The organism is Chthoniobacter sp., from assembly GCF_040003245.1.
Lineage (GTDB): Bacteria > Verrucomicrobiota > Verrucomicrobiia > Chthoniobacterales > Chthoniobacteraceae > Chthoniobacter.
In genome coordinates this window covers 26,787-37,627 of record NZ_JBDUCX010000028.1, presented here as the reverse complement: position 1 = coordinate 37,627, position 10,841 = coordinate 26,787, and the positions used below count along the sequence as shown (strand labels likewise).

Here is a 10,841-nt window from a genome sequence, read left to right as displayed (position 1 = left end):
TCTCCTCGGCGCTGCTGGCCAGTCTCGGCCTCGGCAGCCTCCTCGGCCTCCGCATCGCCCGCCGCCGCCACCGCCAACTCGAAGCCATCGTCATCGAGCTCGCCGCGCGCCGCGTCGCCGCCACCCTCGCCCAACCCGCCGCCGAGCCCGCTCCCACCGCGACCGACGAACCGCAGGACCAACCTTTAGTCAACGAAACCGAGCCAGAGGCAGCGGGACCGATCCCCTACGAGGCCCCGATCATCCCCATTACAGGTGAGGCCGAAGAAACAGCACTACCCTCCGAAGCGGAACCGCCGACCAACCACGAGCCCTTGATGGAGACGACCAGCCAAAGCGAACCGCCCTTGGAAGACGCGCCAGCGGCGACCGAAGAAGCCAACGCCGTGGTACAGGGAGCCTACGAAGTGGAATCGGTTCCGGAAAAGCCGTCACAGGGATAGCGACCCGGCTGAAAGAGCACACCCCGCCTTTTGGCACCAACCATTCCGATCAACGCCAGGGACTCAAGGCTGCGCGCCTGCGGAGACGGGTGGAGCGAATTCTTCCGGCGTAAGTACGGCTATGTTCGACGAATTGCCGAAGTCGGCCTTGTTCCGCGTGAGGATTGCATCGGCCCGGCAACTTTCCGCAGCACTGAGTTGCAGCGCATCTTCGAAATCCTTCAATCCAGAGGCGACGGCACGGAGCGCATCGGCGTGACCGACGGGCGCGACGTGGCTGATGCTCAAAAGGTGACGAAGGAATTCGACCGTCTTTTCCGCGCCACGATCCCGGCGCAGGATGTAAAAGAGGTTCGACAGGGTATGCCACGAAATGAGCATTTCGTGGGATTCTGCTTCGCATTTTTCCAGTGCACGTTTGCTGCCTTCGAACAGGCGGGACGCCGGAGGGCGACATCCAGGATCACATTCGTATCCAGCAGAACTCGCACAGCTACTTGACGTGCTTGGCGAGAAGCAAAGCGAGTCGTGGATCGTCGCCCGGCGATTCGGGCAGGGAAAACGTGCCCGCCCACTTCGTAATGAAATCGCTGACCGAGCCGCGGCACGGAACGGTGCCAGAATCCGGTAAAAGCGTCAGGAGACCCTTGCCTTTTTCAGGCAACGGTTCCGAACCGCGCGAAATTACGCGGCCACCGTCGATCTCAACTTCGAGGGTTACGAGGCTCATCGGGCAAGATTAGCGAAATTGCCTTGAAAAAGCCAGCACGGGTATCGCAATTCCGCCAAATGTGACTTTGGCCGGACAGCTTCCACTTTAGACAGTAGCGCGCCCCGCGCCCCGCGTCCTGCATTCCTGGCGTTCCTGGCTCCCCTTCGTCTCCTCGGCGCTGCTGGCCAGTCTCGGCCTCGGCAGCCTCCTCGGCCTCCGCATACCGGATGTGGCCGGTTCGCTTTCGTGACCTGACTGCCATTTTCACTGAGCGGATGGAGGATGTGTATCATGGGGGAAGATGGGGGCAGTCAGTCGAATTATGACAGGAAGAACTCGCGGGGGCATCTAGGGGGTGGATCCCGGTGGTCGCGCGGTTCGCCCGACCCGGGGGCTAATCTCTGTTGTCCTTCGGGACACTGGGAGAGCACTGCCCGCTGGACCACCCTCAAATGGGCCTTCGTATTTCGGATCCGCTAACTCATCCGCCTTACTTCTGCTTCTCCACGGCGGTCGGCATGTGGGCGGCCCAGAGGATGGCCTGGAGGATGTGTTGCCGGGCGAAGGGAGTGCTCAGGGAGCGCAGGTCGTGGCCAAACTCGGTGTAGAAAAAGCGGCCGCCTTCCGGGGTCTCGTGGGTCCAGGCGATCGGGTGGTCCGGCCCCATCGCTTTGCCGCCGCGGGTGCGGAAGTACTCGCGCACCGGCGTGTAGGTCGACTCGTCGACGCGCAGGAGCACCTGGAAGCCGGGCTGGCCGGTGATGGGGTGGTCGTGATTGGTCCAATCCGCTTCGTACCAGAACTCCGCCGGTTGTCCCTGGACGGCGGGATGGCGGGCGGCGGCGGGATCAATGGTGACCCGGGCCTTGCTGAAGTCGGAGTCACTATTGAAATCGCAACCGGCCAGGGCGTTGAGCCAGGGCCATTTGGTCTGGTAGACCAGCGCGGCGTGCAAGGCGACGATGCCTTTCTTGCCTTGGGCAAACCATTCTTCGACGGACTTGCGCTGCTCCTCCGGGAGGACGAGGTCGAGTTGGTTGGCATTGTTGAGCACCAGCACGTCGTAGCCGCTGAGTTCCTGCTTGCGCAGATCCTTCCAGTGCTCGGTGACATCCACATCGATGCCGTGCTCATACCCCAGCAGCACCAGCCACCGGTTGATTTTGGGAATGTCGACGTGGCGATAGTAGCCGGTGTTCGAATACACCAGGACCTTCAGATGGAGATTATTCGGGAACGCGGGCCCCGGGTCGTGGGCCAGGAGGACGCCGGAAAGGGAGAGTAAAACGAGGAGGGGGAGAAAGCGGTTCACGCGAGCAAGCAATAGCCGTGGAGCCGGCTGGGAAACAGCGGATTTTCCAAGCGGTGTCCGGTCACGGTTTGGGGTTTCGCTTTCGGTAAAGGACATGCGGGCGGAGGGGACTCTCCTCCGGCAAGGAGGGATGGGGAAAATCGTCGTGCGCGTTGCGGGTAAAGCCGAGTCGTTCCATCAAACGTCGCGACCGGGTGTTGCTGGCGGCGGTGAAGGATACCAGCTCGGGCAGCTTCAGGTTCTCGAAGGCAAACTGCTCCGCCTGCCGGGCGGCAGCGTGGGCAACGCCCCGGCCCCAATACTCGCGCCGCAATCTCCAGCCGATCTCCACACAGGGGGTGAAGTGGGTCACAAACCGGGGCTCATTCAAACCGGTGAAGCCAGCCAAGGCCCCCTCCACTTCCACCGCCCAGAGTCCCCAGCCCCGCTCCTCGATGCGCGTGCGAATCGACATGAGGAACTCCGCCGATTCCGCTGGCGAGAGAGGCTTCGGAAAAAACTCCATCACCGCCGCATCCGCATTCATGGCGGCGAACGGTTCCAAATCCTCGTCGCGCCACTGCCGCAGCACGATTGAGCCGATGATTTTCATATGACGGGTAGTCCCCAACCCACGCAGGTCTGGTCCGGCGACTTTCTCACTGCGTCGCCATTCCTCAAGCCCAACCTCGGCCCTTGTTTTCCTGCGTTCCTGATCGACCTTTGGTGAGGAGCAGCCGGCTGCCGCCGAGGATATAATTCGTTTCCGGTCTGCCCCGAAGACAAACCTGCATGGCCATCCCTAAAATCTTCCTCGCCTTTTTGCTCACCGGCTTGGTCACGCGACTGGCGGCGGAGGAGATGGCAAATATCCCCGAGATCGGCGCGCACGCGCCGGTGCTGGTCGTCGGGAAGAATGTCCACCCGGAGAATCTGATGGTCGTCTACACCAAGGTCGATGCCAACGGACGTTTCCTCACCGATCCGGAGAAACGCAATCAGCCGCTGTTTGATTTCTACTGGCTGATGAACGGCCGGAACTACAAACCGGTCAACGGCCTGCTCAAGAACGAGATCCGCAAGCGGCTCGAACTGCAAGCGATCCCTGGCGGGAGCGCGACCCACTTCGCCATCAACCTGAATGACCTGAAGGAAGTGACCACCGATATTGCGCCGCCGAAGATGGATGTCTACGTCAGCGCGACCGCCGGTGTTCCCGAGGTGGAAGCGCAAATGAACCTGGGGCCATCCGATGGGAATATGCGAATCAAACTTTCCTCGATCTATACCCAGGGCCGGGCGTTCCCACCCGCCGTTTATTCGGTGACCTTGAAAGGGGAAGAAATCGTCAATGGCAAGCCGACGGGGCGGAAGGTCGCGCGCAAATACGAGGGCAAGGATAAGCCAAATTAAAGACCGCCGGGCTGCGTCGTGTCGGCGGGTCCGAAGTGGCCTCCATCAGGAACCAAACGAACCACAACGACCCACTCCGCTTTTTGCCCCCATTGCGCCATGGGCGTTTATGCCGCCCTCCTCCGCCCCGGCATTATCTGCGGTTCGCAAAGCCTCGGCTCCTGCTTTCCTGCTTTCCTGATGCCCACTCTTTTACCGGCACTCTCGCCCAGCATGCCAGGCGTCAGCCCCGCCCGCCGACGAATTGCAGAATGAAGAGGACCAGCGCGATGATCAGCAACAGGTGAATGAGTCCACCCGCGACGCGGAAGGCGAAGCCGCCTCCCCAGAGGACCAACAAGACGATAGCAATGATGAGCAGCATGACACCTATTCGCGTGTCGTCCGTGGTGCGGTTGCGCCCAGTCTGGAACGGCGATCCAAGCGGGCTGCCGCCAACAAAAGCGCCGCCGTGTCGTCCTCCCACAACGTGCGTTCATGGCTTCGCCATCAGGCCGACGGCACCTCCTGACGAAACAGCGTCCCCCCATCGCTGCCACCAGGTGCGATTATACAATACGCAACCCACGGCATTCCCTGCCCGATTCTCTCGAGCAGCCAACCGCTATAACCAAACGACCCACCATGAAACCGATGAAACCGATGTCCGGGATGAAGCCGATGTCACCAATACAGGCCATGCAACCGATGAAGCCGATGAAAGCGCCCGAGCGCTGGTGGCCGCAGGATCTGGGCGAGAATCCCATTTCCGCCGGCGGCCAGAACGCAACACGTTACGCCTTCTTTGGCGATCGACAGCGCCTCGCGATCGATAGCGGCGATGGAAAAGTCCAAGTGTACGATACCGGCGACCATCGTGTCACGGGGGTGCAGCAACACCAGAGCGGCAGCGGCAGGAAACTGACATTCACGAGCCAGCACGGCGAAGTCGATTTGGCGACGTTGCCAGCGGCCTGACCGATGGTCGACCTGCCGGGAAAGCAGGATCGATCAGGAACCGGACGAACCCACTCCGCTTTTCCTATTTCCTGCTTTTCTGATTCCCAATCGCTTTATTCTGATCGGTGCTGCCCGCAACGCTGGGCAACCCGAAGCTGAGCTTGCACCGCGCCCGTATGCACGGGCGCAGCGCGCTTCATCTTGCGAATATGCACAGCGCTTCGATTAGGAAACCCTTGGCCCACCAGCCGGGCCGGGCCTGAGGCATCCGGCGAGAGGAGCATTTCTCCTCCGCGCGCCGATTCGGAAAAAGCAAATAGTCGCTTAATGCGCGAGGCGCACCACGCGGTGCTCACCCGGCGCCCAGGAACTCGTCTCCAGAATCACTGGTTTGCCCGCATCACCGGGCGTGCAGGAGGTGAGGGTGACGTCCTTGGTGCTGCTGGCGGTGCTGCAGGCGCCGAAACCGAGGGTGATGACGATGGAAAGGAACGCGAAGGTTAGTTTCATATCAGTAGTGTGGCGGGTTTATGCCCAACGCCCCCGCAATAGACAAGCGCTTTGTGTGACAATTGAAAAAGTGGACGCCGAGCCGACAGAACTCCGGTCGCGTCCTCGCAATGCGGGTCAGGCGAGCGTTGGGTTGCAATCATTCTCCCGGCAAAAACGTCCGTTAGAGACACCCATGGACCTTTTGATCCGAGCATCCACATGCCATGACGCCGAAGCGATCGGCCGCATGGCGGCCGAGTTTTGTGCCTATCTCCGCACGCTCGGCGACGAAACGGAATTCGGTTTTGGAGCCGCCAAGTATCTTCGCGACGGGTTCGGCGACGACCCCGCTTTCCAAGGGCTCGTCGCGGAGACGGACTCGGAGGTCAGTGGTTATTTGCTCTACCACTTTGGTTATGATACCGACCTCGGGCAGCGGTTGGTCTGGGTGATCGACCTGTATGTGCGCGAGGCTGTGCGGCATCGCGGCGTGGCCTCGGCCTTGATGAAAAGGGTGGCGGAAATCGGACGCTCCCACGGGGCGCAGGCCCTGTTCTGGTCGGTCTACGAACCGAACACGGCGGCTCGGCGATTCTACGAGAGTCTGGGGGCCACGTCCGTAAATGGGCTGCGGTTCATGTCGTTGGCGATTGAAGGCTAACACAAAGGGGGGCGGAATTGGAATCGGTCACCCGCAATCCCTCCGAGGCGGCGAATAAGTCGCTCAATAGAAGGGAGATCAGGAACGAAGTTTTTAACTGAAGGAGGCAAAGGCAACGAAGGACCTGCTTCCTTCTCCCTTTGCTGGCTTCGCTTCCTTCTGTTAAAAACGCGGAGGGTATCGACGGAACTGTTTTCTCCCCACCCCTCCCCCGCTTAAGGCGTTAGTCCGCATTAAGGGCAAACGTCGCTCCGCGACGGGCACGCTGTTTTGGCGTCCGGGGTCTGAAGACCCCCGGCTACCGGCAGTTATCGCTCCGCGATATAGGACGCGACGGCGGCGGTCGCGGCGCCGCTCAGTTCACGAAGACCAGTTCGTTCATCTCCAGCACGGTCTGCGTGTAGCGCTCCCAGACGCCGAGTTGCTGGGCGGGCTCGCGGGCTTTGAGGGCCCTGGCCTTGCGCTTTTGCTCCTGCTCGTCGTCGCCGGGTTGGGGGGCGAGCGAGGGGTCGGCGATTTCGGGTGGATCGTCGGAGAGGAAGTTGCGGGCGAGGGCGAGTTCCTGGGCGGTGGGCTGGCGCTGGAAGGCGGTGCGGAAGAGGAAGCGCACTTTGTCCTCATCGATGCCATCCTTGGGGAAGTCGGGGCGGGCGAGCAGATTCTTGACCTGCTCGATGACGAACGGGCTGTTCATCATGAAGAGCGCCTGCTGCGGCACGGTGGTGAGCATGCGCTCGCCGGTGGTCATGTCGGGATTCGCGAAGTCGAAGGTGCCGAACATATCGGGCAGCGCGTTGCGATCGATCATCGCATAGACGGTGCGGCGGTCGCTGCTGGTCTTCGGCTGGAGGGCGTCGGCGACCATCCCCTTGTAGCGGCTGGACGCGGTGGAGGAGGCCATGGCAAACGGGCGGCCGTTCACGTCGCGGTCGAGCTTGGCGCCGAGGGTGAGCAAGGTGTCGCGGATTTCCTCGAAGTCGAGACGCTGGACGTTCATGCGCCAGAGCCACTGGTTGGTGGGATCTTCGCGCAGGGCGCGCTCATTGGGGGCGCTGCTCTGCCGATAGGTGGAGGAGAGCAGGATGAGCTTGTGCAGCTTCTTGATCGACCAGCCGTTGTCCATGAACCAGGTGGCCATCCAGTCGATCATCTCGGGATGCGTGGGCGGCTCCGAGCGCGTGCCGAAATCATTCACGGTGCGGACGATCGCCTGGCCAAAATGCCACTGCCAAATGCGATTGACGATGACGCGGGCGGTGAGCGGATTGTCGCGGCTGGCGATGCGCTGGGCGAGTTCGAGACGGCCGCTCCCATCCTTGAAGGGCTCATCGTTGCCGGACGAGAGGACGGTGAGGAATTTGCGGGGCGCGATCGGGCCGCGATTGGACGCTTCGCCACGGACGAAGACGTAGGAATTCTGCGGGTTCGGCTTGTCCTCCAGGGCCATGGCGCGCACGGGAGCGCCGGGGTGGGCAAAATTGATGCTCACGGACTTCGCCTGGATGGCGGTCTCGGGGTTGCTGAATTGCACGCCGAGCGCGCGCTGCATCAGCTTTTGGTCGGGCATGACCGGCGATTCGCCGCCGAAGACGGACTGCCGCAGGGATTCCATCGGCCCGTCGAGTTTCACCTCCACCTTGGTGAGCGGGAACTTGTTGTTCCGGCCGGCGCCGCGATAGCCGGTGTAAGTGGGCAGATCGAGCTGCTTGCGCAGATCGCCGAAGACTTCGGTGTAAACGGCGGCCACATCTTTCAAGGTGGTGGGCGCCTTGGCCGCGAGGGCCGCGACCAGGGTGGGCTGGGCTCCGCCCGCCGTCTCGATTTCCTTGGCGAGCGCTGGTCCGCGATCGGCAAATTGCTCGGCGGGCACCTCCGCGAATTTCAGCCACGGGCCGAGCACCGGATCGGTCTTCTGCGCGGCTTTGACGCGATCCATCCAGATGAAGGCGACCTCGGCCTCGAGGCCGCGCTGGCGGGCCATGAGCCGGAAGTTATCGCCCCGCTTGCTGGTGTCCTTGGCGTTGCCGCTGTCCTGCACGGCGAGCAGGTATTCGCCGGCCTTGTCGAGCATGCCGGAGACGAGCCGCGCGGCATTCGTGCGGCGGTAGTTCTCGACCTCGTCGTCGACCTTGGCCATCTCGGCCTCGTAGGCTTTGTAGTCCGCGCTCTCCTTGTCGACGGGCGCGATGATCGGTTCCTCCTCGGGCTCTCGCGAGCTGCTGAAGATGCCATGCAAGGAGTAGTAATCCTTGGTCGGGATGGGGTCGAACTTATGGTCGTGGCACCGCGCGCAGGCGGCGGTGAGGCCGAGCAGGCCTTTGGTCACGACATCGATGCGATCGTCGATGACGTCGTTCTCCACGCCCATGAAGCGCTTGCCCACGGTGAGGAAGCCGAGCGCGGCGAGTTTCGATTTGTCCTTTTGCGCCTCGGGGAGGCGATCGGCGGCGACTTGCTCACGGATGAATTGATCGTAAGGCAGGTCGGCGTTGAAGGCGTTGATGACGTAGTCGCGATAGGTCCACGCGTAGGCGAAGAGCGGCTGGCGCTTGCCGTTGAGGCGGTCGCCGTTGGTGTCGGCGTAACGGGCAACATCGAGCCAGTGGCGGCCCCAGCGTTCGCCGTAGGCGGGCGAGGCCAGCAGGCGATCGATCACCTGCTCGTAGGCGCCGGGGGAGTTATCGGCCACGAAGGCATCCACTTCCGCGGGCGTGGGCGGCAGGCCGGTGAGATCGTAGGTCACGCGGCGCAGCAGCGTGGCTTTGTCCGCGGGCGCGGCGGGCGCGAGCTTCTTCTCGGTGAGCTTCGCGAGGACGAAGGCATCGATCGGGTTGGTGATGAACTTTTTCGCGTCTGCCGGAGTGGGCACCGGGGAATTCTTGATCGGCTGGAAGGACCAGTGCTCCTTGGCCGTCTTGTCGCTCCAGGCGGCGGTGCGCGTGGACTTGCCGTCGCGCGGGTCCGGGGCGCCCATCTTGATCCACTGCTCGAAGTCAGCGAGGATGGCATCCGCGAGGATGTCCTTCTTGGGCGGCATCGCGAGATCCGGGTCGGGATCCGTGTGCTTCATGGAAATGAGCAGGAGGCTCTTCGCCGGTTTGCCCGCAATGATCGCCGGGCCGGAGTCGCCTCCCTTGAGCAGGCCCTCCGCCGTATCGAGCAACAGGCCGCCCTTCACCTTCTTGGCGGTGGCGCTGTGGCATTCGTAACATTGCTCCGAGAGCACCGGACGGATCTTCTTTTCGAAGAAGTCGAGTTGCGCGAGGTCGGACGGCAAGGCGGCGCCGGCGCGGAAGACACCGCCGAGCAGGGCGGCAGCCGTGAGCAAGCAAGGAGAAGCGAGGCGGAAACTCATGGAACTCTATTAGGAAACGAGGCCGTCGACGACATTGCCGAAGACGTCCGTGAGCCGGAAGTCGCGGCCATTGTAACGGTAGGTCAGCTTTTCGTGATCGAAGCCGAGCTGGTGGAGGATGGTGGCGTGCAGATCGTGAACGTGGACCTTGTTCTCGACCACGTCGTAACCAAATTCATCGGTCGCGCCGTAGGCCTGGCCACCCTTGATTCCGCCGCCCGCCATCCACGCACAAAAGGCGCGGTGATGGTGATCGCGACCCGGCTCGCCGCGGGCCCCCTTGTCGTGGCGCGGAGTGCGGCCGAATTCGCCGCCCCAGACAACGAGCGTATCTTCCAGCATGCCGCGTTGCTTGAGGTCCGTGAGCAGCGCGCCGATCGGCTGATCGATGCTCGCGGCCTGCTTGATGAGGTTGCCCTTCACGTCGGTGTGATGGTCCCAGCCGCCCGCCCAGACCTGGACGAAGCGCACGCCGTTTTCCATCAGCCGCCGGGCGACCAGCATGCGGCGGCCGATCTCGGAATCGCCATACATGTCGCGGATGTTCTGTGGCTCCTTGGAGACGTCGAACGTATCCATCGCCTGGGTCTGCATGTTGAAAGCGAGTTCAAAGGATTGAATGCGCGCCTCGAGTCCCGCCTCGTGGGCCTGCCGCTCGGCGCGGAGGTCGTTCATCGCCTTGAGCAGATCGAGCTGGCGGTGCTGTTGATTGCGCGTGGCGTACTGGCTGCGGATGTTTTCGATGATCCGATCGGCCGGCCCACTGACCGAGCCGACCAGCGTGCCCTGGTAGGCGCCGGGCAGAAACGCCGAGCGCCAGTTCGAAGCGCCGCCCAGACCGCCACCGAGCGCGACGAAGCCCGGCAGGTTCTGATTCTCCGCGCCCAAGCCGTAGAGCACCCACGCACCCATGGAAGGTTTCACCAGGCGGCCGGAGCCGGTGTTCATCATGAGCGTCGCGAAATCGTGCGCCGGGATGTCCGTATTCATCGAGCGGATGACGGCGATATCGTCGATATGATCGCCGATCTTGGGAAAAATCTCGCTGACCTCGACGCCGCTCTTGCCGCGCTTGGTGAACTTGAACTGCGTGGGCAACGGGATGCCGCCGATCTCCTTCACGTCTTTGCCGATGTATTTCTCGATGCCGGGCTTGGGGTCCCATGTGTCGATGTGCGACGGGCCGCCCTGCGAAAAGATGTGGATGACGCGCTTGGCCTTGCCCGGGAACATGGGCTGCTTGGGCGCGAGTGGCGAGAGATTGATCGCCGCCTGGGCACTGCCGCCGAGCGATTGCCCGAACAGGCCCGCGAGGCTGAGCGCGCCAAAGCCCATGCCGAAGCGGTTGAGAAACTGGCGGCGCGTGACGCAAAAATCTTCGGGGGAAGGTTGGTGTTGGGTGATGTCCATAGTTCTTGGAGGCTGTTAACCGAATAAGCGGCGGCAAGTTGCTCCCTTAGTGAATTTTGTTAAATTTCTATTAAGACTTCCCATTTTGGACGGTTTTACCTTTGGCACCGTGGATTTGGGCGGTC

The 10,841-nt window shown here is 62.3% G+C and carries 11 protein-coding genes and 1 pseudogene; 4 read left to right on the top strand and 8 right to left on the bottom strand.

The window, feature by feature from the left end; translation table 11 throughout:
* A pseudogene (locus ABJF10_RS05750) lies at positions 1–443 on the top strand (hypothetical protein); the annotation flags it as partial.
* 63 nt (positions 444–506) lie between these two features.
* On the opposite strand, the gene ABJF10_RS05745 reads toward ABJF10_RS05750, so the two are convergent.
* The 4 genes from ABJF10_RS05745 to ABJF10_RS05730 form a co-directional block, all read right to left on the bottom strand.
* Positions 507–878, bottom strand: coding sequence for a PIN domain-containing protein (locus ABJF10_RS05745; RefSeq protein WP_348543573.1), 372 nt, complete (start codon positions 876–878; stop codon positions 507–509).
* A 58-nt stretch (positions 879–936) separates the two neighbouring features.
* Positions 937–1,173, bottom strand: a complete 237-nt coding sequence (locus ABJF10_RS05740; RefSeq protein ID WP_348543572.1) for a hypothetical protein — start codon at positions 1,171–1,173, stop codon at positions 937–939.
* Positions 1,174–1,645: 472 nt separating this feature from the next.
* Positions 1,646–2,467, bottom strand: coding sequence for a ThuA domain-containing protein (locus ABJF10_RS05735; protein ID WP_348543571.1), 822 nt, complete (start codon positions 2,465–2,467; stop codon positions 1,646–1,648).
* Positions 2,468–2,528: 61 nt separating this feature from the next.
* Positions 2,529–3,059, bottom strand: a complete 531-nt coding sequence (locus ABJF10_RS05730) for a GNAT family N-acetyltransferase (protein WP_348543570.1) — start codon at positions 3,057–3,059, stop codon at positions 2,529–2,531.
* 179 nt (positions 3,060–3,238) lie between these two features.
* Between ABJF10_RS05730 and ABJF10_RS05725 the strand changes: the two genes are divergently transcribed.
* Entirely contained in the window at positions 3,239–3,859 is a 621-nt protein-coding gene (locus ABJF10_RS05725; RefSeq protein ID WP_348543569.1) for a hypothetical protein, read from the top strand.
* Between the two features lie 223 nt (positions 3,860–4,082).
* Here ABJF10_RS05725 and ABJF10_RS05720 read toward each other — a convergent pair whose 3' ends face one another.
* Positions 4,083–4,223, bottom strand: a complete 141-nt coding sequence (locus ABJF10_RS05720; RefSeq protein WP_348543568.1) for a lmo0937 family membrane protein — start codon at positions 4,221–4,223, stop codon at positions 4,083–4,085.
* Positions 4,224–4,483: 260 nt separating this feature from the next.
* Here ABJF10_RS05720 and ABJF10_RS05715 point away from each other — a divergent pair, with 260 nt between their 5' ends.
* Entirely contained in the window at positions 4,484–4,816 is a 333-nt protein-coding gene (locus tag ABJF10_RS05715) for a hypothetical protein (RefSeq protein ID WP_348543567.1), read from the top strand.
* 306 nt (positions 4,817–5,122) lie between these two features.
* Here ABJF10_RS05715 and ABJF10_RS05710 read toward each other — a convergent pair whose 3' ends face one another.
* The gene (locus tag ABJF10_RS05710) at positions 5,123–5,308 is read right to left on the bottom strand and encodes a hypothetical protein (RefSeq protein WP_348543566.1); all 186 of its coding nucleotides are present in this window, start codon (positions 5,306–5,308) and stop codon (positions 5,123–5,125) included.
* A gap of 175 nt (positions 5,309–5,483) precedes the next feature.
* Here ABJF10_RS05710 and ABJF10_RS05705 point away from each other — a divergent pair, with 175 nt between their 5' ends.
* The gene (locus ABJF10_RS05705) at positions 5,484–5,951 is read left to right on the top strand and encodes a GNAT family N-acetyltransferase (protein ID WP_348543565.1); all 468 of its coding nucleotides are present in this window, start codon (positions 5,484–5,486) and stop codon (positions 5,949–5,951) included.
* 355 nt (positions 5,952–6,306) lie between these two features.
* Here ABJF10_RS05705 and ABJF10_RS05700 read toward each other — a convergent pair whose 3' ends face one another.
* Both ABJF10_RS05700 and ABJF10_RS05695 read right to left on the bottom strand, forming a co-directional pair.
* Positions 6,307–9,306, bottom strand: coding sequence for a PSD1 and planctomycete cytochrome C domain-containing protein (locus ABJF10_RS05700; RefSeq protein WP_348543564.1), 3,000 nt, complete (start codon positions 9,304–9,306; stop codon positions 6,307–6,309).
* 9 nt (positions 9,307–9,315) lie between these two features.
* Entirely contained in the window at positions 9,316–10,716 is a 1,401-nt protein-coding gene (locus ABJF10_RS05695) for a DUF1501 domain-containing protein (protein ID WP_348543563.1), read from the bottom strand.
* Positions 10,717–10,841 lie beyond the last annotated feature (125 nt).

What these genes read in the sequence shown, in the direction of transcription:
- ABJF10_RS05740 (WP_348543572.1), bottom strand. Translation starts at nt 1,173, where the DNA reads ATGAGCCTCGTAACCCTCGAAGTTGAGATCGACGGTGGCCGCGTAATT.
- ABJF10_RS05730 (WP_348543570.1), bottom strand. Translation starts at nt 3,059, where the DNA reads ATGAAAATCATCGGCTCAATCGTGCTGCGGCAGTGGCGCGACGAGGAT.
- ABJF10_RS05725 (WP_348543569.1), top strand. Translation starts at nt 3,239, where the DNA reads ATGGCCATCCCTAAAATCTTCCTCGCCTTTTTGCTCACCGGCTTGGTC.
- ABJF10_RS05720 (WP_348543568.1), bottom strand. Translation starts at nt 4,223, where the DNA reads ATGCTGCTCATCATTGCTATCGTCTTGTTGGTCCTCTGGGGAGGCGGC.
- ABJF10_RS05715 (WP_348543567.1), top strand. Translation starts at nt 4,484, where the DNA reads ATGAAACCGATGAAACCGATGTCCGGGATGAAGCCGATGTCACCAATA.
- ABJF10_RS05710 (WP_348543566.1), bottom strand. Translation starts at nt 5,308, where the DNA reads ATGAAACTAACCTTCGCGTTCCTTTCCATCGTCATCACCCTCGGTTTC.
- ABJF10_RS05705 (WP_348543565.1), top strand. Translation starts at nt 5,484, where the DNA reads ATGGACCTTTTGATCCGAGCATCCACATGCCATGACGCCGAAGCGATC.
- ABJF10_RS05700 (WP_348543564.1), bottom strand. Translation starts at nt 9,306, where the DNA reads ATGAGTTTCCGCCTCGCTTCTCCTTGCTTGCTCACGGCTGCCGCCCTG.
- ABJF10_RS05695 (WP_348543563.1), bottom strand. Translation starts at nt 10,716, where the DNA reads ATGGACATCACCCAACACCAACCTTCCCCCGAAGATTTTTGCGTCACG.